Source organism: Cupriavidus sp. AU9028 (assembly GCF_019795295.1).
GTDB lineage: Bacteria > Pseudomonadota > Gammaproteobacteria > Burkholderiales > Burkholderiaceae > Cupriavidus.
The window spans coordinates 131625-153052 of sequence record NZ_JAIMCG010000004.1; the positions used below are offsets into that span (position 1 = coordinate 131625).

The following is a 21428-nucleotide window of genomic DNA, read 5'->3' on the forward strand; positions in this document are numbered from 1 at the left end:
GTGGCGCGCGCTCGGCAAAACCCGGCGCCGCAAGCCTTATAATTGCCTGTTTTCCAGCCCGCACTGCGCTGCGCGCCGGTCGCGGGTCCGCCTCGGGCCGGGCGGGATCGTTCCCGCCGCGACGGCAACCGGCATCGCCACCTTCGCCTCCGCCACGATGAGCAGCTACTACCAGCACCACGTCTTCTTCTGCCTGAATCAGCGCGATTCGGGGGAAGCCTGCTGCGGCAACCACAACGCCGCGAAGATGCAGGAATACGCCAAGAAGCGCTGCAAGCAGCTTGGCATCGCCGGCGGCGAGGGCCGCGTGCGGATCAACAAGGCGGGCTGCCTGAACCGCTGTGAACTCGGTCCGGTACTGGTGGTCTACCCCGAGGCCGTCTGGTACACCTTCGTCGACGAGCAGGACATCGACGAAATCATCGAGAGCCATCTGCTGAACGGCAAGCCTGTCGAACGGCTGATGGTGGACCGCTGAAGCCGACCGTACGATGACCACCAGCTCGATGGCCTCGCCGCGCCGGCTGCCGTGCGGCGCGTCCTTCCCCGCTTTCTCCCGCTCATGAACGCGCATACCCAGGTACTTACCGTGGCCGGCCCCGTCGGCGCGATCGACGTATCGGTCGACCTGCCCCAAGGCACGCCGGCACGCGGCCTTGCGCTGGTTGCCCATCCGCATCCGCTCTTTGGCGGCACCAAGGACAACAAGGTCGCGCAGACGCTGGCGCGCGCCTTCGTGCAGCTCGGCTATGCCACCGTGCGGCCGAATTTCCGCGGCGTGGGCGGCACGGCCGGCGAGCACGACAACGGCAATGGGGAGCAGGACGACCTGCTGGCCGTCATCGACTGGATGCGCGGCCGGCAGGAGTGGCTGGAACAGGCGGCAACCGCGCCGCTGGCGCTGGGCGGGTTCTCGTTCGGCAGCTATGTCGCCAGCCATGTGGCGCGGCGCCTGGCCGAAGCCGGCACGCCGGTGCAACGCCTCGCGATGGTGGGCACCGCCGCCTCGCGCTGGCAGGTCGCCCCGGTGCCGGCGGACACCATCGTGATCCATGGCGAGCAGGACGACACCGTCCCGCTTGCCAGCGTGCTGGACTGGGCTCGGCCGCAGGAACTGCCGGTGATCGTGATTCCCGGCGCGGACCATTTCTTTCATCGCAAGCTGCATCTGATCAAGCAGCTCGTCGTCAATGCCTGGGAGCGCTGAACCGCGCCAGTGAGGCCACCGGCCGCACGCAGCCGAAGGTTGCGGCGGCCCGGTGGCGAGGAACTTGGCGTGCCGCCCCGGTCGACGCACCGCCGGGGCGGCGCCGCCATGCAATCTGGCCGGACGCTCCCCTTTCAATTCGTCGGAACCCAACAACATGTTCAAACCGTCTTCGTCGCTCCTTGCCTCGCCAGTCTCGTTCGATCTGCCGGCACGCCCGCTGATCGCGCGTGTGGTGCCGCTCGCTGCGGCGACCGCTGCCGCCCTGGCAATCGCCAGCGCGCCGCTGACCGCCCGCGCCCAGCAGACCGTGCCGATGCCGCAGGTCGCCGCCAAGGCATGGATGCTCTACGACGTGACCAGCGGCCAGGCACTGGCCTCGCAGAACGCCGACGCCCGCATCGAGCCGGCCTCGCTGACCAAGCTGATGACCGCCTATCTGGCCTTCCAGGCGCTGAAGGAAAATCGCCTGACGATCGACCAGGCGGTGGTGCCGACCAATCTGGTGCTGAAGGTCAAGAGCGACGAGTCGCGCATGTTCATCGAGCCGAACAAGCCGGTCACGGTGCGCGACCTGCTGCTCGGCCTGATCGTGCAGTCGGGCAACGACGCCGCGCTGGCGCTGGCCGAAGCGGTCGGCGGTTCCGAGGAAGGCTTCGTCGCGATGATGAATCGCGAAGCCCAGCGCATGGGCATGAAGAACACGCACTACACGAATACCGACGGCATTCCCCATCCGGAGCACTACACCACCGCGCTCGACCTGGCGACCCTGACCACGCGGCTGATCGAAGACTTCCCCGAGTACTACAGCATGTACTCGCAAAAGGACTTCACCTATAACAAGATCAAGCAGCCCAACCGCAACCGGCTGCTGTATATCGATTCGACCGTCGACGGCGTCAAGACCGGCCACACCAAGAGCGCCGGCTACTGCCTGATCTCGTCGGCCAAGCGGCCCCTGGCCAACGTGCCCAACGGTTCGCGCCGGCTGATCTCGATCGTGATCGGCACCTCCAGCGACCAGGTCCGCACGCAGGAAAGCCTGAAGGTGCTGAACTACGGCTTCCAGTTCTTCGACACCCTGCGTCTGTACGACAAGGGCCAGGTGCTGGCCACGCCGGACATCTACAAGGGCCGCGAGGACACCGTCAAGATCGGCGTGCGCGACGAAACCTATGTGACCGTGCCCAAGGGCACCGCCGGACGCCTGAAGCCAGTGCTGGAGCGCCAGGAACTGCTGGTCGCGCCGATCGCGGCCGGCCAGCAGGTCGGCACCGTCAAGCTGATGGACGGCACCCGCAAGGTCGGCGAGTTCCCGGTGGTGGCGCTCGAGGACGTGCCCGAGGCTGGCTTCTTCGGCCGGCTGTGGGACACTGTCCGCCTGTGGTTCAAGCGCAAGTAACCCCGAGTAGGAGGCTGCCCGATGAGCACCGACATTCCTGATGGCGGACAGGACCGCCCCTCGCTGATCGAATACCCCAGCGATTTCCCGATCAAGGTCATGGGCACCATGCAGGATGGCTTCGCCGAAGCCATCGTGCTGGTGGTGCAGCAGTTCGACCCGGAGTTTCACGCCGGCAAGATGGAGATGCGCCCGTCGCGCAACGGCAACTATCTGGGCCTGACCGTCACTGTGCGTGCCACCAGCCGCGAACAGCTGGACGAACTGTACCTCGCGCTGACCTCGCATCCGATGGTCAAGGTGGTGCTGTAAGCCGCCGAGCCACCGGCCCGCGTCCCGATCCTTTCCCCGTCTTCCCTTGTCTTCCCTTCCGCCGTGCTCACGCACGGCGGCTCTCGCGCCGGCAGCGCCTCGCGCCGGCCACACCTTCGATCATGAACACCGTCTTCCTCAAGCCCGGCAAGGAAAAATCGCTGCTGCGCCGGCACCCGTGGGTCTATGCCACCGGCATCGCGCGTACCGAGGGCCGCTGCGAAGCGGGCTCCACCGTGGTCGTGCGCGCCGCCGACGGCCGCTTCCTGGCCAAGGCCGCGTACAGCCCGCACTCGCAGATCCGGGCCCGCGTCTGGACCTTCGACGAGAACGAGCCGGTCGACCACGCGCTGATCAAGCGCAGGATCGCCACCGCCGTGGCCTACCGGCGCGAATGGGTGCGGGACAGCGATGCGGTCCGACTGGTCTTTGCCGAGGCCGACCGGCTGCCCGGACTGGTGGTCGATTACTACGGCGCCGGCAAGGGGGCCGAGCAGGCACAGCTGGTCTGCCAGTTCAACGCCGCCGGTGTGGAAGCGTGGAAGGATGCCGCGGTACAGGCGCTGATCCGCGAAACCGGCTGCCCCAATGTCTACGAGCGCTCCGACGCCGCCGTGCGCGAGCGCGAAGGCCTGCCGCTGGTGACCGGCGTGCTGGCCGGCGCCGAGCCCGATCCGGCGCTGTCTGCCACCGAGCACGGCGTGCGCTACTACGTCGACGTGCGCAACGGCCACAAGACCGGCTTCTACGTCGACCAGCGTGATAACCGCAAACTGGTCGGCGACCTCGCCGAGGGACGGGAGGTGCTGAACTGCTTCTGCTACACCGGGGGCTTTTCGCTGGCGGCGCTGCGCGGCGGCGCGAAGTCGGTGGTCTCGATCGATTCGTCGGGCGACGCGCTGAAGATCGCGGCGGACAACGTCAAGCTGAACGGCTTCGACCCCGAGCGCGCAACCTGGCTCGACGCCGATGTGTTCCGCACGCTGCGCCAGTTTCGCGCCGAGGGCCGCCAGTTCGACCTGATCGTGCTGGACCCGCCCAAGTTCGCGCCGTCTGCGCAGCATATCGATCGTGCCGCACGCGCCTACAAGGAGATCAACCTGGTCGGCATGCAGCTGCTGCGCCCCGGCGGCCTGCTGTTCACTTACTCGTGCTCCGGTGCGATCGATCCCGAGCTGTTCCAGAAGATCGTGGCCGGTGCCGCCACCGATGCGCGCGTCGACGCCCGCATCCTGCGCCGGCTCTCCGCCGGCACCGATCACCCGATGCTGGCGGCGTTTCCCGAAGGCGAATATCTGAAGGGTCTGCTGCTGCAACGGGTCTGATCGCGGCCGGCGCCCGGCCTGGCTTCCGTATCGGCGTCGCCCGCTTCATCGATCCTTCACGAAGACGACCCGAGGCTGTCATCGTCGGCCGCTACCATGCAATCGGTGGCTGCGGCATTGGCAGGTGCCCCGCCACCGGTGTATCAGTCTTCGTGGTGTGCCCCGCTTCTGGCGGGGCTTTTTTTGCGCTTCGGCAGCGCAAAATGAGACAACGGGGCGCCGTTTCAGGCTCCTGCCAGTTACCGCTGATAACCTAAAACACGTCGACCTCTTAGTCGCCAGTATCACGCCATTCGACAACCATTCCCCGCCCGGATGGAGCCATGGCACAAGAGACTGACGCCTCCTACAAACTGCTGTTCTCGCACCCCGAACTCGTGCGCGACCTGGTGCGCGGGTTCATTCCCGACCGGTGGCTGCGCCAGCTGGACTTCAGCACCTTGCAGAAGGTGCCCTGCTCCTTCGTCACCGACGACCTGCGGCAACGGCTCAGTGATGTGGTCTGGCGCGTCCGGGCCGACAGTCAATGGGTCTACCTGTATCTGCTGATCGAATTCCAGAGCACCGCGCCGTACTTCATGGCCGTGCGCATCGCCAACTACGTATCGCTGCTATATCAGGACCTGGTCAATGGGAAAGAGGTCCAGCCCAATCAGCAGCTGCCGCCGGTGCTGCCGATCGTCATCTATACCGGCAAGCGGCGGTGGGCGGTGCCGACGGATCTGTCCGAGATGATCCCGGTAATGAGGGGACGGGCGGCCCGCTACCGGCTGCAATCCGCGTTCAAGCTGATCGAGCAGAGCCGCTACCCTAGATCGAAGCTGGCAAGGATGCGCAACCTGTTCGCCGCGGTCGTACAGATGGAGCACTGTCCTGCTCCGGAAACGTTGCCTAAGCTTGTTAAGGCCGTAAGCCAGTGGATCGGAAACAATACGGATTTGCAGCGGACCTTCACGTCCTGGGCGTGCGCCGCCATCCGGCGCAACAATCCGGGACTAGCGATACCTCACCTTGAAACCTTGGAGGATCTCCAGATGGAAATGTCGGAAGGATGGGTGCGATGGGCAGAGCGGCTGGAGCAGAAGGGACTGGAAAAAGGCGAGCGCAAGTTCCTGCTGAAGGTGCTGACGCAGCGATTTGGTGCCGTTCCCGATGAGATCCGTGAGCGGATCGAAACCGCCGACGAAAAGCAGCTCGACCGCTGGATGGAACAAGCCTTTCAGATCGACAGCCCCTACGAGCTCGCGAACAGCTGATCGCCCGCCGCGCAAGCCATTGTCGCCAGCACGAAGCCCGAGTACGATGCGCCGAAAGCGCGTCTTTGCGCGTCGTGCCGCTGGCTTGACTTCCGGACACTCCGGCGGCCGGCGTGCGCTGGAGAAACCACGCTGAAAACCCCCGAGCCGCCGCCCTCCGCCTCCCGCACCGCGCCCGGCGCCAGTCCCCTCCTCCGTGCCATCTGGGTCGGTCTGGGCAGCCTCTGCCTGCTGATCGGCTTTGCCGGCATCTTCCTGCCGGTGCTGCCGACCACGCCGTTCGTGCTGCTGGCTGCCGCCTGCTTTGCGCGCGGCTCCCAGCGCTTCCATCGATGGCTGACGAACCACCCGAGGCTGGGGCCGATCATCCAGGACTGGGAGCGCCATCGCAGCATCCCGTTGCGCGCCAAGTGCTTCGCCATCGCCACCATGTGGGTGTCGATGTCGACGACAGCGTGGTTCCTGCGCGACCGCCCTGCCGTGTCGATCGCGCTGCTGGCCGGCGCGGTGCTGCTGACGGCCTGGCTGCTCTACCTGCCCACGCGGCCGCGCGGCGGCTACAACCCGGCGGGCGACCGCGTCCAGGACGACCGCCGCGATGCGCGGGGCCGCCAGTCCTGAGCCGCACGGCTACTGGTGGTTGCGCGCATCCTCGATCAGCCTGCCGTCCTCGGGCAGTGAGCCCGGCGCGGCGAAGCGGACCTCGCCCTTGAGCCGCAACACGTCGCGCAGGCTGGCGCGGATGGCCTCGCTCAGCGGCGCCTCGTCCCCGGCCGCGGCGCCGCGCAGCACGCAATGCAGCGTCATGATGTCCGCGCCCGGCTCCCCGGTGATGACCAGCCGCGCCTGATGGATCTCCGGATGCCGCCGCACCACCTCCGCAACCTGCCCCGGATGCACGAACATGCCGCGCACCTTGGTGGTCTGGTCGGCGCGGCCCAGCCAGCCGCGCAGCCGCAGATTGGTGCGGCCGCAGGGGCTCGCCTGGCGGGAGGAGCCGGGCACGATCGCCGACAGGTCGCCGGTGGCGAAGCGGATCAGCGGATAGTCCGGGTTGGACAGCACGGTCACCACCACTTCGCCAACCTCCCCCTCGGGCATCGGCTCGGTGCCGCCGGGCTCGACGATTTCGACCAGCACGCCCTCGTCCACCACCCAGCCGTCGGACCCGGCGGCCTCATAGGCGATCAGCCCCAGATCCGCGCTGCCATACATTTGCCGCACCTGGATGCCCTGCTCCTCGAACCAGGCCCGCAACGCGGAGGGCAGCGCTTCGCCCGATACCAGCGCCCTGGAGAAGCTGCAGCGCTGGCCCTGCTCCGCTGCCTTCTCCATCAGGATCTTCAGGAACGACGGCGTGCCGGCATAGGCAGCGGGCTGCAGCATGGCAATCGCCTGCACCTGCGCCTCGGTCTGGCCGACCCCTGCCGGGAACACGCAGCAGCCGAGGCGATGCGCGCCGCTCTCCATCATCATGCCGGCCGGCGTGAAGTGGTAGGAGAAGGTGTTGTAGACAAGGTCGCCCTGCCGGAACCCCGCGGCGTACATCGCGCGGGCGGTGCGCCACCAGTCGGAGCCGTGCCCGTCCGGCTCGTGCAGCGGGCCCGGCGACTGGAACAGATGGCGCAGGCCCGACAACGGCGTCGCGTTCAGGCCGCCCAGCGGCGGCACCTGGCGCTGCATCTCCGCGAGCCGGGCCTTGCGCGTCACGGGTAGCGCCGCCAGCGCGGCGCGAGAGGTCAGCGACTGCGGTTCGACGTCGCGCAGGCTGACTGCATAGAACGGCGCATGGCGCCGCGCATGCTCGACCTGCCGGGCCAGGGCGGCCAGCAGATCGCGCTCGCGCTCCTCGGGCGGGCGGGTTTCCAGATGGTCGTAGTAGTCGGACACGATGGCATCCAGCGATCAAGGTTTGTCAGGGGCGCTTCGACCTTCAGGCCACCGCGCCGTGGGAGGGTGTCAGGCGAGCCAGCGCTTGCGCCGCCGGTAGCTCTTGACGTCGCGGAAGGAGCTGCGCCGCCCGCCGTCGGCATCGTTGGCGGCGACGCCCAGGTAGAACTCCTTGACATCCTCGTTCTCGCGCAGCGACGCCGCGCTGCCGTCCATCACGACACGGCCGTTTTCCAGGATGTAGCCATAGCTGGCATAGCGCAGCGCCACCATGGTGTTCTGCTCGGCCAGCAGGAAGCTGACCTTCTCGCGCTGATTCAGGTCGCGCACGATCTCGAAGATCTCCTCGACGATCTGCGGTGCGAGGCCCATCGACGGCTCGTCCAGCAGCACCATCGCCGGACGCGCCATCATGGCTCGGCCGATCGCGCACATCTGCTGCTCCCCGCCCGAGGTATAGCCGGCCTGCGATTTGCGCCGAAGTTTCAGCCGCGGGAAATACGCGTAGACCCGCTCGAGCGCCTCACGCGTCTGCGCCCGGGACATGCCGCAGGTGTAGGCCCCGGTCAGCAGGTTCTCCTCCACGGTCAGGTGGGCGAAGCAATGGCGGCCCTCCATCACCTGAATCACGCCCCGGCGCACCAGTTCGTTCGGACTGAGGCGATCGACCCGGTCGCCGCGGTAGTGGATGGCGCCCTTGGTGACTTCGCCACGTTCCGCGTGCAGCAGGTTCGACACCGCCTTGAGCGTAGTGGTCTTGCCCGCGCCGTTGGCGCCGAGCAGCGCGACGATGCCGCCCTCGGGCACATCGAGCGAGACGCCGCGCAGCACCAGGATCACGTGGTCGTAGATGACCTCGATATTGTTGACGGACAGCAGGGTCATGGCGATGGCTCCGCCTGGCTGGATTCAGGATCGAAAAGGGGCGCGCAAGGGCAATGAAAGGCGCCGCGGGGAACGCCGCGGCGCCCGCCCTTGCTCAGGATTTCGCGCAGGACGGCGTGATGCCCTTCTCCTTGGCGTACTGCGCGGCATTGGCCTTGAACAGCGGGTGGATCAGGCTCTTGTTGCCCTCGATCCAGTCCGACACCGCCACCCATTTGGCGCCGTCCCATTGCTGGATCTTCACCATGCCGGAGCCCTCATGGTTCTCGCAACTGGTGCGGATCTCCGGCAGCAGCCCGGTCGCGCCCAGCTGCTGCAGCCGGGCGTTGTTCAGGTTCAGGTTCTCGAAGGCCCAGCGCATCTGCTCGCCGGTCATCGGCTTGCCCTTGCCGAAGCGCGCCTGCGCGACGCGCACCGCTTCCACCGTGACGACCGCCGCGGACACGCCGCGGTTGTACAGCACCGATCCGACCTTGCCGCGGTCCTGCATATTGCCCTTGCCGGCGCCGTACACCACCTTGTCGATGTCGGCGATCACCGGCACGCCCTTGCCCGCCACGTTCCAGGTCGCGCTCAGGTAGCCCTTGGCCGCGTCGCCGGCAGGCACCGTGTCTTCCTCCGACCCGGCCCACCACGACCCGACCATCCTGTCGCGTGGATAGCCGACCTTCTGCGCGGCCTTCAGCGCGGTCTGGTTCATCACGCCCCAGCCCCAGAAGATCACGTAGTCGGGCCGCTCCTGGCGGATGCGCAGCCACTGCGCGCCCTGCTCGTTGCCGGGGTGCGCCACCGGAATCTCCACCAGGTCGAACTTGCCGAGCTTCGCCTCGGCCTGCAACGCGACGATGGGCTCCTTGCCATAGGCGGAGTCGTGATAGAGGTAGGCGATCTTCTTGCCCGCCAGCGAGCCCTTGTTCTTGCTGGCCAGGTACTTGACGATGGCCGAGACCTGCATCTGGTAGGTGGTCACCAGCGGGAACGCATAGGGAAAGACGCTGCCGTCTACCGCATCGGTGCGGCCGTAGCCCATCATCACCAGCGGCACCTTGTCGGCCGCCGTCTTGTCGATCAGCGCGTAGGAGATGCCGGTGGACATCGTATGCCAGGCGGTACCGTTCGATACGCCGCCCTTGCCCTTGAGCCGCTCGTAGCACTCGACGCCCTTGGCGTTGTTGTACTCGGTCTCGCACTCCTCCCAGCTCAGCTTGACACCGTTGACGCCGCCGTCCTTGAGGTTCACATAGTTCAGGTAGTCGATAAAGCCGCCATAGAACGACTGCCCGTTGGCCCCGTACGGGCCGACCCGGTAGCTGGGCAGCGCGACGAACTGCTCGCCGCCGCCCTGCGCCCGCACGGGCTGCGGCGCGAGCACCGAGGCGACGGCGGCAATGGCGAGCGCGGCGCCGAGGGCCAGGGTACGAGGCGCGCGAATCAGGGATTGCATGGTTGTCTCCTTCACCCTCGAGGGGCGTTCGTTATCTTGGTCAGCATTCAAGCCGCGGGACGGACTTCAATGCGGAAACGGCCACAGCCTCAGCTTCTCCTTGCCGATCTGCCACAGGCGCGCCATGCCATGCGGCTCGACGATCAGGAAGAAAATGATCAGCCCGCCAAACACCATCATCTGGATATGGGAGACGGTGGCATTGGTGAAGGGCAGATGCAGTAGCCCCGCCAGCGGTGGCAGCAGGTTGTCCAGCAGGATCGGCAGCAGCAGGATGAAGGCGGCGCCGAGGAAGGAGCCGAGGATGCTGCCCACGCCGCCGATGATGATCATGAACAGCACGCGGAACGACAGGTCCAGGGAGAAGCCATCCGGCTCCACCGAACCCAGGTAGCAGTAGGCGTAGAGCGCGCCGGCAATGCCGCAGTAGAACGAACTGACGGCGAAGGCCAGCAGCTTGGTGCGCATCAGCCGGATGCCGATCACCTCCGCCGCGACGTCCATGTCGCGCACTGCCATCCACGCGCGGCCGGTAGCGGAGCGCACCAGGTTGCGCGCGGCCAGCGCCAGCAGCGCGACGATGGCGAGCACGAACAGATAGCGGCGCTCGGGCGTGTCGATCGGCAGGCCGAACAGGTCCAGCCGCTGCGCGGTGATCACGCCGGAGGAGCTGTTGTTCGAGAACCAGGGGAACTTGGTCAGCGCCCAGACCACGAAGAACTGCGCGGCCAGCGTGGCCACCGCCAGGTAGAACCCCTTGATCCGCAGCGAGGGCAGCCCGAACGCGACGCCGACCACCGCCGCGGACAGGCCGGCGAGCACGAAGGTCAGCAGCACCGGCAGGCCCTCGACGCGCAACTGGAAGTTGTAGGCGGCATAGGCACCGACCGCCATGAAGGCGGCAGTGCCCAGCGACAGCTGGCCGGCGTAGCCGGTGAGGATGTTCAGCCCGAGCGCGGCCAGCGAGAAGATCAGGAAGGGAATCAGGATGGCGGAGAGCCAGTACTCGCTGGCCACCGCCGGCACCACCAGGAAGGCGATGGCCAGCAGCACGGCAAAGCCGATGCGGTCCTGCCGGATCGGGAAGATCTGGCTGTCGGCCTCGTAGCTGGTCTTGAACTGTCCCGCTTCACGGTAGAACATGACGTCTCCTGGCAGTTGCCGGGGTAGGTTGCCGGATAAGTTGCCGGCCCGCTCAGACGCGGTCGATATGCTTCTCGCCGAACAGCCCCTCCGGCCGCACCAGCAGGAACAGCAGCGCGAACACATAGGGGAACCAGCCTTCGATGCCGCCGAAGTTGCCGCCGAACATCGACTGGAACACCGGCGGGATATAGATCTCGGCGAGCTTTTCGGAGGCGCCGATGATCAGCCCGCCGACGATCGCGCCGGGCACCGAGGTGAAGCCGCCGAGAATCAGCACCGGCAGCGCCTTCAGCGCGGTCAGCGTCAGCGCAAACTGCACGCCATTGCGCGATCCCCACAGCAGCCCGGCGACCAGCGCGACGAAGCCGGCCACGCCCCAGACGATGGCCCAGATCTGCTGCAGCGGAATGCCCAGCGACAGCGCCGCCTGGTGATCGTCGGCGACCGCGCGCAGGGCGCGCCCGACCCGGGTGTACTGGAAGAACAGCGCCAGCACGGCAACCAGCACGCCGGCAATGCCGGCGGCGGCAAGATCGAACTTCGACACGACGATGTCGAAGCGCTCGAGGATCGGCACGATGGGTTCGTCGACGATGCCCAGCTCGATCGGACGCACCTCGTTGCCGAACAGCAGCGGCCCCAGGCCCTCCAGGAAAAAGGACAGGCCGATGGTCGCCATGAACAGCGAGATCGGCGGCTGGTTGACCAGCTTGCGCAGCACGAAGCGCTCGGTGCCGATGCCGACCAGCAGCATCACCACGAAGGCGCCCACCACCGCGAGCCACATCGGCACGCCCTTGTCGATCAGCCCCACCACCGCCAGCGCGGCAAAGTAGACCATCGCCCCCTGCGCGAAGTTGAACACCCCGGACGCCTTGTAGATCAGCACGAAGCCCAGCGCCACCAGCGAGTACATCAGGCCGGACAGCAGTCCGCCCAGCAGGATCTCGAAGAAGAATGTCATCGACTGCCCCGTATGGAACTTCGATTCGCCGGGCGTGCAGCCCCGGCCCTGACGCTTGCCCTGGGCGGACGGTCAGTGCGCCACGCCCAGATAGGCGCGGATGACCTCCGGGTCGGACTTGACCTCGTCGGGCGCCCCGTCGGCGATCTTGCGGCCGTAGTCGAGCACCACCACCCGGTCGGAGATGTCCATCACCACGCCCATGTCGTGTTCGATCAGCACGATGGTGGTGCCGAACTGCTGGTTCACGTCCAGAATGAAGCGGCACATGTCCTGCTTTTCCTCGACGTTCATGCCGGCCATCGGCTCGTCCAGCAGCAGCAGTTCCGGTTCGGCGGCCAGCGCGCGCGCCAGTTCGACGCGCTTCTGCAATCCATAGGGCAGGCGGCCCACCGGCGTCTTGCGGATCGACTGGATCTCGAGGAAGTCGATCACCTCCTCCACCTTGTGCCGGTGCTGCATTTCCTCGCGCCGCGCCGGCCCCCACCACAGCGCGTTGGCCAGCATGCCGCAGCGCAGCCGGGTATTACGCCCGGTCATGATGTTGTCGAGCACCGACATGCCCTTGAACAGCGCGATGTTCTGGAAGGTCCGGGCGATGCCATGCCGGGCCGCGTCGGCCGGATGCATGCGCCGGCGTTCCTCGCCGCGAAAGACGATGCGGCCCTGCTGCGGGTGATAGACGCCGTTGATCACGTTCAGCATCGAGCTCTTGCCCGCGCCGTTCGGACCGATGATGGCGCGGATCTCGTGGGCCCGCACATCGAAGGAGATGTCGCTGAGCGCCTTGACGCCACCGAAGGACAGCGAGATGTGCTGCAGGTCCAGGATCACGTCGCCCTGGCGCAGCGGGCGCTGCCGGCCCTGCTCGGACTGCTCGTGCTGTCCGGCACGCGCCGCGAGCGGCTGCGCTGTCGCCTGCCCGGTCTCGATGCCCTTCCATTCGGCGTCCTGTCCGGACTGCCGTGCCACGCCTTGCCATGCCATCTGCACGGTCCTCCGTTGATCAGGCAGCCCTTGCCATGCCGGCTTGCGCCGGTTCTCCCACCCCGCCGGATGGCGCTCCCGGCGCGCCCTGCGCGGCCGGGAAGCGCTTCACATCCACCAGCCGCAGCGTCGCACTGACACTGCCCTCCCGGCCGTCCTCGAAGCGCACGCGCGTTTCGATGAACTGCTCCTCGCGTCCCGCATACAGCGCCTCCACCAGCGTGCCGTACTTCTCGGCGATGAAGTTGCGGCGGACCTTGCGGGTCCGCGTCAGCTCGTCGTCGTCCGGGTCCAGCTCCTTGTGCAGGATCAGGAAGCGCGCGAGCTGCGCGCCGGCCAGCATGGGGTCCCTGGCCAGGTCGGCATTGACCTGCTCGACGCAGCCGGCGATCAGCTCGATCACCTGGGACTGACCGGCAAGGTCGACATAGCCGGCGTACGGCAGATGACGACGCTCGGCCCAGTTGCCGACCGCATCGAAATCGATATTGATGAAGGCGCAGACGCGGTCGCGGCCGTTGCCGAAGGCCACCGCCTCCTTGATGTACGGAAAGAACTTCAGCTTGTTCTCGATGTACTTGGGCGCGAACAGCGAGCCGTCCACCAGCTTGCCGACGTCCTTGGCGCGATCGATGATCTTCAGGTGGCCGTCCGCATCGAGGATGCCCGCGTCGCCGGTCTGGAAGTAGCCGTCCTCGTCGATCGCCTCGCGGGTGGCATCGTCGCGCTTGTAGTAGCGCTGCAGCAGCCCCACGCCGCGTACCAGCACCTCGCCATTGCTGGCGATGCGCACCTCCATGCCGGGGGCGGGAGGACCCACGGTGTCGAAGCGCACCTGGCCGTCCGGCTGCAGGCAGACGTAGGCGCAGGTTTCGGTCTGCCCGTAGAACTGCTTGAGGTTGATGCCGATCGAGCGGTAGAAGCGGAACAGGTCGGGGCCGATCGCTTCGCCGGCGGTGTAGGCCACGCGGATGCGGCTCATGCCCAGCACATTGCGCAGCGGCCCGTAGACCAGCACTTCGGCAATGGCATAGCGCAACCGCTCCAGCAGCGGCACCGGCTCACCATCGAGCATCGCCACGCCGCAGCGGGCCGCCACCGCCATCGCCCAGCCGAACAGCCGCCGCTTGATGGCGCCGGCGTCCTCCATCCGGATCATCACCTGCGTCAGCAAGCCTTCGTAGATGCGCGGCGGTGCAAAGTAATAGGTCGGGCCGATCTCGCGCAGGTCGTTCATCACGGTGTCGCGAGACTCGGGACAGTTGACGGTGAACCCGGCGACAAGCGCCTGCGCATACGAGAACAGGTTGTCGCCGACCCAGGCCATCGGCAGATACGACAGCACGTCGTCGGCGGGGCCAAGACCGTCGAATGCGCAGCCGTGCATCGCGGCGCCAATCAGGCCACGGTGCGAGTGACACACGCCCTTGGGCTTGCCGGTGGTGCCGGAGGTGTAGAGGATGATCGCCGTATCGTCTGGGCTGCCTGCCTCGACCTGGCGATCGAAGTAGCCGGGGTTGTGCCGCTCGAACTCGCGGCCCATCTCGAGCAGGCCCTCGAACGACAGCAGGGCTGGATGGTCATAGTCGCGCAGCCCGCGCGGATCCTCGTAGACCAGATGCCGGATCGCCCCGCCCTGCGCGGCCAGCAACGGTTCGGCCTCCAGCAGCTTGTCCACCTGCTCCTGGTCCTCGACCACCGCGAAGGCGATCTCCGCGTCGGTCAGCACATGCACCATCTCCGCAGCGATGGCGTCCTGATAGAGCGGCACCGGCACCCCGCCCAGCGCCTGCGCGGCGCACATCGCCCAATACAGCCGCGGCCGGTTGTCGCCGATCACCGCGAGGTTCATGCCGCGCCGAAAGCCCAGCGCCGCCAGACCGCATGCGAGTTCGCGCACCTGCTGCGCGGCATCGGCCCAGCTGCTGGTCTGCCAGATGCCCAGGTCCTTCTCGCGATAGGCGGGATGGGAGGGACGTTGGCGCGCGTGTGCCAGCAGCAGTCGCGGGAAAGTCGTTGCCGACGGTTCCTGCATGGCGTGTCTCCTGTGGTCGCGGGATCCGATGCCCGCCACTGCCCGTGCCGGCCCCGGAAACCACCCGGGGATGTGGGGCCGCCCTGCATCGATGGCCGAGGCTCGATATCGCGGCGCACAAGGCGGGCAGCAGGATCAAGCCACGCTGCCCGGCGTGTTGTGACGGTAAGATAGCCGATGGCCATCCCACCGGTTGTCACGCGGGTGACAATTCCGGGTTAATCCCTAGCGGAGGACGATGCGCATGCCGGAAGACTATCTGGACCGATGCATCTGGGCCGCGGACCTGGATCCGCAGCACCGCACGCGCGTTCGGCAGGCGATGTTCGTGCGCGAGTACAGCCCGGGCGACTACGTCTGCCACAAGGGCGACATGGCGGAACACTGGCTCGGCGTGATCGAAGGGATCGTCAAGATTACCACCGTATCGCCGTCCGGAAAATCGGTCACCTTCACCGGCGTGCCGACCGGCGGCTGGTTCGGCGAAGGCGCCGCACTGAAGCAGGAAATCCGCAAGTACGACGTGATGGCATTGCGCCGTTCGCGCATCGCCTTCATGCCGCGCGACACCTTCCAATGGCTGCTCGACAACAGCCTGCCCTTCACGCGCTTTTTGCTGAACCAGCTGAATGAGCGCCTTGGGCAGTTCATTGCGGCGGTAGAGTACGAGCGCCTGCTCGACATCGATTCGCGTGTGGCAAGGGCGGTGTCGTCGTTGTTCAACGACCGGCTCTATCCTGGCATCGGCACGCGGCTGGAGATCTCGCAGGAGGAGATCGGCCTGCTGGCGGGGATTTCCCGCCAGCGCGCGAACCAGGCGCTGAAGGTGCTGGAACAGCAGGGCCTGGTGCGGGTCGACTACGGCGTCATTGAAGTTCTGGACCTGGAGGGCCTACGGCAATACGGCGAGTAGGCCCGGCTGACCGGCTGGCGTAGGGAGCCGCGGTGGGAGCGCGGGCGAGCGGGGCGAAGTCAGACGGGAGACGGGTCTACCCTGTGCCCCGCCGCCTTCTCCCATTCTGGATCGAAGCCCTGCGAGGACGCGGCGATATCCGGATTCGGCGCCCTGCCCGGGCCCGCGTTCCGGTCCGCGTCCGGCCGAGGGTCGGCGTTGACCCCAGGGTCCGGGTTCTGCGGGGGCTCGTGCGGTGGCCCATCGCCTGATTGCGGCTCGTCGACGGCCTGCGTATCGGGCACCGGCCCGGGGCGAGCGATCCCACCCTTGTCAACTCGCCTGGTGAAGATGCGGCCGGACAAGCGGGACACGGCGTACTCCTCTATCGGCACCGTGTCGCTCGTCCAGTTCCCGCCCAGCATGCCAGCCAGAAGCGCCGCTCCTGCCGCGGCGTCTGGCGCCATGGCATTCAGCTTGAGCGCCCTCGTTAGCGGCCCCTCATGCTCGCGGCCGCTCACCACTGCCTTGACAAGCGACCGATCGTACTTGTCCAGTGCACCCAGCGTCGTCTTGCCGATACGCAAGGCATGCAGCAGGCGCACCACGATCTTTCGCTCCGACTCTGTCAACGTCTCCGGCGGCACCGTCGGGCGAAGAATATCCCGCAAGTCCCCGGCAAAGAGCGAGGCCGTCGCCTTGTCGAATTCCGTGGTGTGCAGGTGCCGCAGAATATCCCTGGGGGTGCCGCCGATGCGATTGCGAAGGTAGCGAACCAGGTTGCGCTCTGCCGCGGGCCGGTATTGCGGGGGCACGGGCAGGATTGCCGCAGAGTGGCCCAACCGGTTGGTGACCATCTCGGCGGGCACGGGCTTCGCGCCAAGCATGCCGCCCAGCGTTCCGGGGGCCCGTTGGAAGAAGAATCGGTTTTCATTGCAGGCGCCGTCCTGCTGCGGCTCCAATGCAAGCAGATCTACCCATGTTCTCGCCAGCGCACCGACCGGGTGCGCTGCAAGCGACGATTCTGCGACCTTCTCGATGCGGCGGGCCCGGCTCAGGAATTCGCCAAAGATGCGCCCCGTTTGCGGAGTCAGAGCGTTACAGGCAATGTCCGACCTGACAGCGGCGAGATAGCCGCCTGCCGCGACGCGGCAGGCGCCCATGCACTGGTCGACGGCCGACCGAATGGCGGGCTCGATCTGCTTGAGCAGCCTTTTTTCTGCGGCGCTGCCGCCGCGTCCCTCTTTCGCTTCGAGCCGCGGAAGAAAGCGGGGCTCTCCTTCGCTCGCGAGGAGACGCGCTTTGCGAGCGAGCAGGGCCGGCATCTCATCCTCCACGGTCTGCGCGACGAACTGCCCGAACAGCTCCGCCAGGTTGTCATACTTGCCGCTGCCTGTCTTGCCCAGCGCGAGTGCCAGCAGGCGCTGCAGGCCCGCCTCGGCCCGACGCACGACGTCCGGGTCACCTCCCTCCCGCACGGCGAACCGGAATTCGATTCGCCGGCGGCTGCCCGGTTGCCGAAATACCAGCACCAGTTGGTTGCCGACGATGCGGCTCTCGGCGCGATCGATGGTGTCGGCCGAGATGGGGTTGAGCGGGTGCACGAAGACGGCCCACGCCGAGACGCTCACGCGGTCCACGACTTCCATCCCCTCGGGCAAACAGCAGACCGGAGGCGGCAAGTGGTTTTCAGGCTCTGGGTTTTCAGGCTCTGGGCGCTGGCGCGACAGGTTCAGTTCCGGGAACAGTTCTCCGAGCGCGGCGGGAACCGCCTCAAGGAGCATCCGATTCCGAAAACCGGCGGCCACGGTGTCCCGGCTGTGCAGGGCGCGCTCCATGCGTCGGACGCCGCTTCGCAGAAAGAGGTTATCGGCGATGAAGAACATCAGCTTCTGGCGCCAGCTCGCCGCATTGCCAGCGGCCCCGTCGTGACTGCTCTCCGCCGGTCGCCTGACAATCTCCATGCGTTCAATGCCGCCCCGGTCCTCCCGCTTGAGTGCGAAGCTCTGCCCCTGGACGGTGAAGTTACCGCCGTGCAGTGTCTCGATCTCGGCAATCAGCGTCTCGGGGGATGTCCGCAACGCCGCGTAGTAATCGGAGAAGGAGTCGATCGTGTATTCCATGAGGCGCTCCGCAACATGAGGAGGTCGCATCCTACAAAGGAATGCTCCCCAGAATGTTGCTGGAACGACAGGAACGATAGGGAAAGGTCCGGTGACAGCGTCAGATTGCGAGCCTGTCCATCGGCCGCTTCCCTCGGCACCAAAAATCGACGGACAAAAGCGAAAACCGGCGCCGCTGCAGCGAACGCCGGTCCTAGCATGACCAGATCCCGCCGATCCGGGCGGGGACGGTGTCAGCTGGTGTAGCGGTACACGCCGCGGCCGGTCTTGCGGCCCAGGTACCCCGCCGCGACCATCTCGCGCAGCAGCATGGCCGGGCGGTACTTCGGGTCGGCGAACTCGGTGTAAAGCACCTCCATCACGGCCAGCATGGTGTCCAGGCCGATCATGTCGGCCAGCGCCAGCGGTCCGATGGGGTGGTTGCAGCCCAGCTTCATGCCCTCGTCGATTTCCTCGGCGGAGGCCAGCCCTTCGCCCAGCACGGAGAAGGCTTCGTTGATCATCGGGCAGAGGATGCGATTGACGACGAAGCCGGGACTGTTGCGCACGGTGATCGGATACTTGCCGAGCTGACGGGCCAGTTCCTCCACGCGTGCGTGGGTGTCATCGCTGGTCTGCAGCCCCCGGATCAGTTCGACCAGCGCCATCATCGGCACCGGATTGAAGAAGTGCATGCCGATGAAACGCTCTGGGCGGCCAATGACCGCGGCGAGCTTGGTGATCGAGATCGACGAGGTGTTCGTGGCGATGATGACGTCGTCGCCAGCCAGCGCGTCGATCTGCTTCAGGATGCGCACCTTCAGGTCGTGATTCTCGGTCGCGGCCTCGATGACCAGTTGCGCGCGCGTCAGGTCCTCATAGGAGGTAGAGCCCTGCACCCTGCCCAGCGCCGCCTGTTTGTCGGCCTCCGTCAGCTTCTCCTTCTTGATCAGCCGGTCGAGGCTGCCGCCGATGGTGGCGAGGCCGCGCTGGACGGCCGCATCGTCGATATCGACCATCACCACGTTCAGGCCCGCCATCGCGCACGCCTGGGCGATGCCGTTGCCCATGGTTCCGGCACCGATGATGCCCACAGTCTGGATTGTCATGTTGTTGTCTCCTTGAAGGTTGCCGACCGCGAATCCGGGTTGAACCGCGCGCGGTCAGGGTAATGGATGCGTGGCTGCGCTCACGCCAGGCCAAGCTCGCGCAGCGCGGCCTGGATCCGTTCGGCGTGCTCGCGCAGCACGTCCGGCTGCTGCGGCTCGCTGGCGTGCCCGCGCAGCGCCCGGTCCGCATAGCGCGGCACGATATGGAAATGGACGTGCGGAACGGTCTGGCCCGCAGCGGCGCCGTTGAACTGGCCGATCGACACGCCGTCTGGCGCAAACGCATGCCGCACCGCGCGGGCAATCCGCTGGGTGGTACGGATCGCGGCGGCGGCCGCGCCTTCGGACAGCTCGAACAGTTCGGCCGCCGGTTCCCTGGGCAGCACCAGCACATGGCCGTCGGACTGCGGCATGATGTCCATGAAGGCCACCGTATCGGCGTCCTCGTAGACCTTGTGGCTCGGCAGCTCCCCGCGCAGAATGCGGGCGAAGATGTTGTTCTGATCGTACACGGCGGCGTCTTTCTGCATCTGAAGTTGAAGTCGGGATTCCGGGACCGGCATCGAGTGTAGCGCAGCATGCTGCGGCAGCACATTGACCGGAGGCCTTGCCCCGCCGCCTTGCGTCCGGTCCGGCTGGACAGCGCTCTGCATCGGCTACAATCGAACACCCGCCATCGGATCGGGCCGGGCCGGCCCGCGGGGCGGTCCGTTGCCAGCCAGCCGGCCAGGACGAACCAGACAAGGACAACAACCGGGACACGCATCGCCAGACGTGTCGCCTCATCGAGAGGGAGTTCTGCTATGCCGCATCCAATGCGGTGGATGGCATGCCTGGGCGCCTTTGCCTGCCTGATCGGCGTATCGGGTAGCGCGATGGCATGGGACTACACCCCTGCCGTGATTTCCGGTCTCACCAGCATCTACGGCTACCTGAGCAATCAGGAGACTACGCTGGCGCAAGGCGCGGCGAAGTTTCCCGCGCTGAAGGGCCAGATTCAGCAGGCTCGCTCGGAGTTCGACAAACAGTTTCCGGACGCGCTGGAGGTAGTGACCCGCCTGTTCCAGGACATTCCGCTGCCCGCCACCGATCGCGCGCGCCTGGCGTCCAAGGTGATGGAGATCGACCGCGAGACGGCGCTGGCCGCGCTGGCGAGCGAGCAGGCGATGCTGGCCTTCGTCCGGCACGTGCGAGAGAGCGCCCGCGGCGACATGGAGAAGGCAACGCTGCAGCTGCTGCTGGCCGCCGTCTACGAGGAACGCCCCGCGGCGGAGTTGTCCTCGCCGATGGCCCAGGTCTGGCGCACGCGCGGTGTCAAACCGGGGGTCAGTGTCGACATGACGCTGAGAATGCCGCTGTCCTGGGACCGCGATCCCGCGCGCGAGAAGCTGCAGCCGGAGCGCAGCATCTTTGCCTTCAACAGCCAGGGCGGCAACGGCTTGTCCACCATCGACCTGCTGCTTTACCCGCAAGGGGCAGAACCGGCCAGCCGGCCGAAGGCGCCGGAAGCCGCCGAAGGCACTGCGCGCGCGGAGGAGTTGCGCCAGTTGCTGGGGTCGGGAACGCGGGTCACCGGGCAGGGTGTCGCCAGGGTGGCCGACCGCCGCTCCACCTGGGTCGCCTTTACCGTGCCGGCCGATGCGGGCCGCACCGTGCAGCAGGGGCGCGCCTGGTGGGTACCGATCCCCGGCTCGCGGCAGTCGGTACTGCTGCTCTGCCGCACCGCGGCGCTTCCAGCGGCAGCGGCCGAAGCCGAGCGTAACCGGCTGGAGCCCCTGTGGACAGCGGTAGCGGCGTCGATCGTCGAGCCGGCGGTGCCACGCTGAGGGGCCGCGCTGGAGCGCGCCCGCCGGTTCAGCCAGCAAGCGTCGCCGGCGCCGGCTTGCCCCACGGCGCCAGCAGCCGGCGCATCGCCCCGCGCCAGGACGAGGACAGGCCGTTGGCAGGCCGCGCCAAGGTAAAGCGCGAGCCGCGCTCCTCGCCGGAAATCCATACCGTACCGCCCGTGGGCAACGCCGCGGTCTGCCCCGGCAGCAGCCAGATATCGGCGGCTTCGCCTTCCACCGTCAGCCAGAGGCGGCCAGTGCGGGCGGTCACCCGCTCGCCGCTGCCCGCGCGCCATTGGACGGGACGGCCGCTGCCGTCGAGTTCGAAATCTCGCAGTTCCTGCATGATCCACTCCTGAGAAGCGTTGCCGGCGTGCTCGCCAGGTGCTTGCGCGCCGGCCGTTGCGGGTCTGTCCGACTCTGCGCCGCCTGGCCCCGAGGGCCAGGGGCGGAGCACTCCCGCGGTCCTTCCATTATTCATGGCGGCCGCTACAATCCCATGCACAGTTCCGAACAGTTTCCGATGTACTGTGCAGCAGTTTTTGCTGAACAGTGATCGGGCAAACGACTGGCCGCGGCCCGGTCGGAACACCGGGCCAGCCGCGGATGCCGCCCCCCTTTGCCGACCTGACAGGACCGCACC

At 67.0% G+C, this 21428-nt stretch carries 20 protein-coding genes; 9 read left to right on the forward strand and 11 right to left on the reverse strand.

Translation table 11 applies throughout. From position 1 onward, the window contains the following. Nucleotides 1–157 precede the first annotated feature (157 nt). The 7 genes from K6V06_RS06245 to K6V06_RS06275 all read left to right on the forward strand — a co-directional run bounded on the left by K6V06_RS06245 (nucleotide 158) and on the right by K6V06_RS06275 (nucleotide 6126). A complete protein-coding gene (locus tag K6V06_RS06245; protein WP_222241072.1) occupies nucleotides 158–478 on the forward strand; it encodes a ferredoxin in 321 nt (106 codons plus the stop codon). A gap of 84 nt (nucleotides 479–562) precedes the next feature. After that, nucleotides 563–1207, forward strand: coding sequence for an alpha/beta hydrolase (locus K6V06_RS06250; protein WP_222241074.1), 645 nt, complete (start codon nucleotides 563–565; stop codon nucleotides 1205–1207). Between the two features lie 157 nt (nucleotides 1208–1364). After that, complete coding sequence (locus tag K6V06_RS06255; RefSeq protein ID WP_222241076.1) at nucleotides 1365–2612, forward strand: D-alanyl-D-alanine carboxypeptidase family protein; 1248 nt, start codon at nucleotides 1365–1367, stop codon at nucleotides 2610–2612. A 21-nt stretch (nucleotides 2613–2633) separates the two neighbouring features. Then, complete coding sequence (locus tag K6V06_RS06260) at nucleotides 2634–2924, forward strand: DUF493 family protein (RefSeq protein WP_222241078.1); 291 nt, start codon at nucleotides 2634–2636, stop codon at nucleotides 2922–2924. Nucleotides 2925–3046: 122 nt separating this feature from the next. Further along, nucleotides 3047–4249, forward strand: coding sequence for a class I SAM-dependent rRNA methyltransferase (locus K6V06_RS06265; RefSeq protein WP_222241080.1), 1203 nt, complete (start codon nucleotides 3047–3049; stop codon nucleotides 4247–4249). A 323-nt stretch (nucleotides 4250–4572) separates the two neighbouring features. Continuing rightward, nucleotides 4573–5505: an Rpn family recombination-promoting nuclease/putative transposase gene (locus K6V06_RS06270; protein WP_222241082.1), complete on the forward strand. Its 933-nt coding sequence runs from the start codon at nucleotides 4573–4575 to the stop codon at nucleotides 5503–5505. Nucleotides 5506–5706: 201 nt separating this feature from the next. Next, the gene (locus tag K6V06_RS06275; RefSeq protein WP_370637411.1) at nucleotides 5707–6126 is read left to right on the forward strand and encodes a YbaN family protein; all 420 of its coding nucleotides are present in this window, start codon (nucleotides 5707–5709) and stop codon (nucleotides 6124–6126) included. Between the two features lie 9 nt (nucleotides 6127–6135). Here the strand turns inward: K6V06_RS06275 and K6V06_RS06280 are convergent, their stop codons facing one another. The 7 genes from K6V06_RS06280 to K6V06_RS06310 all read right to left on the reverse strand — a co-directional run bounded on the left by K6V06_RS06280 (nucleotide 6136) and on the right by K6V06_RS06310 (nucleotide 14856). Continuing rightward, the gene (locus tag K6V06_RS06280) at nucleotides 6136–7395 is read right to left on the reverse strand and encodes an AMP-binding protein (protein WP_222241084.1); all 1260 of its coding nucleotides are present in this window, start codon (nucleotides 7393–7395) and stop codon (nucleotides 6136–6138) included. Between the two features lie 69 nt (nucleotides 7396–7464). Beyond that, complete coding sequence (locus tag K6V06_RS06285) at nucleotides 7465–8280, reverse strand: ABC transporter ATP-binding protein (protein WP_222241086.1); 816 nt, start codon at nucleotides 8278–8280, stop codon at nucleotides 7465–7467. 94 nt (nucleotides 8281–8374) lie between these two features. After that, nucleotides 8375–9724 (reverse strand): ABC transporter substrate-binding protein, encoded by a 1350-nt coding sequence (locus K6V06_RS06290; RefSeq protein ID WP_222241088.1) that lies wholly within the window; start codon nucleotides 9722–9724, stop codon nucleotides 8375–8377. A 66-nt stretch (nucleotides 9725–9790) separates the two neighbouring features. Then, nucleotides 9791–10867 (reverse strand): branched-chain amino acid ABC transporter permease, encoded by a 1077-nt coding sequence (locus K6V06_RS06295; protein ID WP_222241090.1) that lies wholly within the window; start codon nucleotides 10865–10867, stop codon nucleotides 9791–9793. Nucleotides 10868–10919: 52 nt separating this feature from the next. Then, nucleotides 10920–11834, reverse strand: coding sequence for a branched-chain amino acid ABC transporter permease (locus tag K6V06_RS06300; RefSeq protein ID WP_222241092.1), 915 nt, complete (start codon nucleotides 11832–11834; stop codon nucleotides 10920–10922). Between the two features lie 72 nt (nucleotides 11835–11906). Next, nucleotides 11907–12821: an ABC transporter ATP-binding protein gene (locus K6V06_RS06305; RefSeq protein WP_255581638.1), complete on the reverse strand. Its 915-nt coding sequence runs from the start codon at nucleotides 12819–12821 to the stop codon at nucleotides 11907–11909. A 19-nt stretch (nucleotides 12822–12840) separates the two neighbouring features. Then, complete coding sequence (locus tag K6V06_RS06310) at nucleotides 12841–14856, reverse strand: long-chain fatty acid--CoA ligase (protein ID WP_222241094.1); 2016 nt, start codon at nucleotides 14854–14856, stop codon at nucleotides 12841–12843. A 244-nt stretch (nucleotides 14857–15100) separates the two neighbouring features. Between K6V06_RS06310 and K6V06_RS06315 the strand changes: the two genes are divergently transcribed. Continuing rightward, complete coding sequence (locus K6V06_RS06315) at nucleotides 15101–15769, forward strand: Crp/Fnr family transcriptional regulator (protein WP_222241096.1); 669 nt, start codon at nucleotides 15101–15103, stop codon at nucleotides 15767–15769. 59 nt (nucleotides 15770–15828) lie between these two features. Here the strand turns inward: K6V06_RS06315 and K6V06_RS06320 are convergent, their stop codons facing one another. The 3 genes from K6V06_RS06320 to K6V06_RS06330 all read right to left on the reverse strand — a co-directional run bounded on the left by K6V06_RS06320 (nucleotide 15829) and on the right by K6V06_RS06330 (nucleotide 19489). Then, nucleotides 15829–17871, reverse strand: a complete 2043-nt coding sequence (locus tag K6V06_RS06320) for a hypothetical protein (protein ID WP_222241098.1) — start codon at nucleotides 17869–17871, stop codon at nucleotides 15829–15831. Nucleotides 17872–18104: 233 nt separating this feature from the next. Next, on the reverse strand, nucleotides 18105–18959 hold the full coding sequence (locus K6V06_RS06325; protein WP_222241100.1) for a 3-hydroxybutyryl-CoA dehydrogenase: 855 nt from the start codon (nucleotides 18957–18959) through the stop codon (nucleotides 18105–18107). Between the two features lie 80 nt (nucleotides 18960–19039). Beyond that, on the reverse strand, nucleotides 19040–19489 hold the full coding sequence (locus K6V06_RS06330; RefSeq protein WP_222241102.1) for an HIT family protein: 450 nt from the start codon (nucleotides 19487–19489) through the stop codon (nucleotides 19040–19042). 273 nt (nucleotides 19490–19762) lie between these two features. On the opposite strand from K6V06_RS06330, the gene K6V06_RS06335 reads away from it, so the two are divergent. Next, entirely contained in the window at nucleotides 19763–20785 is a 1023-nt protein-coding gene (locus K6V06_RS06335; protein WP_222241104.1) for a hypothetical protein, read from the forward strand. Between the two features lie 28 nt (nucleotides 20786–20813). On the opposite strand, the gene K6V06_RS06340 is transcribed toward K6V06_RS06335, so the two are convergent. Beyond that, nucleotides 20814–21131, reverse strand: coding sequence for a DUF2917 domain-containing protein (locus tag K6V06_RS06340; RefSeq protein WP_222241106.1), 318 nt, complete (start codon nucleotides 21129–21131; stop codon nucleotides 20814–20816). Nucleotides 21132–21428: the final 297 nt, after the last annotated feature.

Bases quoted from the DNA above. Each gene is read 5' to 3' on its own strand.
- K6V06_RS06245 (WP_222241072.1), top strand. From the start codon at position 158: ATGAGCAGCTACTACCAGCACCACGTCTTCTTCTGCCTGAATCAGCGC.
- K6V06_RS06250 (WP_222241074.1), top strand. From the start codon at position 563: ATGAACGCGCATACCCAGGTACTTACCGTGGCCGGCCCCGTCGGCGCG.
- K6V06_RS06255 (WP_222241076.1), top strand. From the start codon at position 1,365: ATGTTCAAACCGTCTTCGTCGCTCCTTGCCTCGCCAGTCTCGTTCGAT.
- K6V06_RS06260 (WP_222241078.1), top strand. From the start codon at position 2,634: ATGAGCACCGACATTCCTGATGGCGGACAGGACCGCCCCTCGCTGATC.
- K6V06_RS06265 (WP_222241080.1), top strand. From the start codon at position 3,047: ATGAACACCGTCTTCCTCAAGCCCGGCAAGGAAAAATCGCTGCTGCGC.
- K6V06_RS06270 (WP_222241082.1), top strand. From the start codon at position 4,573: ATGGCACAAGAGACTGACGCCTCCTACAAACTGCTGTTCTCGCACCCC.
- K6V06_RS06285 (WP_222241086.1), bottom strand. From the start codon at position 8,280: ATGACCCTGCTGTCCGTCAACAATATCGAGGTCATCTACGACCACGTG.
- K6V06_RS06290 (WP_222241088.1), bottom strand. From the start codon at position 9,724: ATGCAATCCCTGATTCGCGCGCCTCGTACCCTGGCCCTCGGCGCCGCG.
- K6V06_RS06295 (WP_222241090.1), bottom strand. From the start codon at position 10,867: ATGTTCTACCGTGAAGCGGGACAGTTCAAGACCAGCTACGAGGCCGAC.
- K6V06_RS06300 (WP_222241092.1), bottom strand. From the start codon at position 11,834: ATGACATTCTTCTTCGAGATCCTGCTGGGCGGACTGCTGTCCGGCCTG.
- K6V06_RS06305 (WP_255581638.1), bottom strand. From the start codon at position 12,821: ATGGCATGGCAAGGCGTGGCACGGCAGTCCGGACAGGACGCCGAATGG.
- K6V06_RS06310 (WP_222241094.1), bottom strand. From the start codon at position 14,856: ATGCAGGAACCGTCGGCAACGACTTTCCCGCGACTGCTGCTGGCACAC.
- K6V06_RS06315 (WP_222241096.1), top strand. From the start codon at position 15,101: ATGCCGGAAGACTATCTGGACCGATGCATCTGGGCCGCGGACCTGGAT.
- K6V06_RS06320 (WP_222241098.1), bottom strand. From the start codon at position 17,871: ATGGAATACACGATCGACTCCTTCTCCGATTACTACGCGGCGTTGCGG.
- K6V06_RS06325 (WP_222241100.1), bottom strand. From the start codon at position 18,959: ATGACAATCCAGACTGTGGGCATCATCGGTGCCGGAACCATGGGCAAC.
- K6V06_RS06330 (WP_222241102.1), bottom strand. From the start codon at position 19,489: ATGCAGAAAGACGCCGCCGTGTACGATCAGAACAACATCTTCGCCCGC.
- K6V06_RS06335 (WP_222241104.1), top strand. From the start codon at position 19,763: ATGCCGCATCCAATGCGGTGGATGGCATGCCTGGGCGCCTTTGCCTGC.
- K6V06_RS06340 (WP_222241106.1), bottom strand. From the start codon at position 21,131: ATGCAGGAACTGCGAGATTTCGAACTCGACGGCAGCGGCCGTCCCGTC.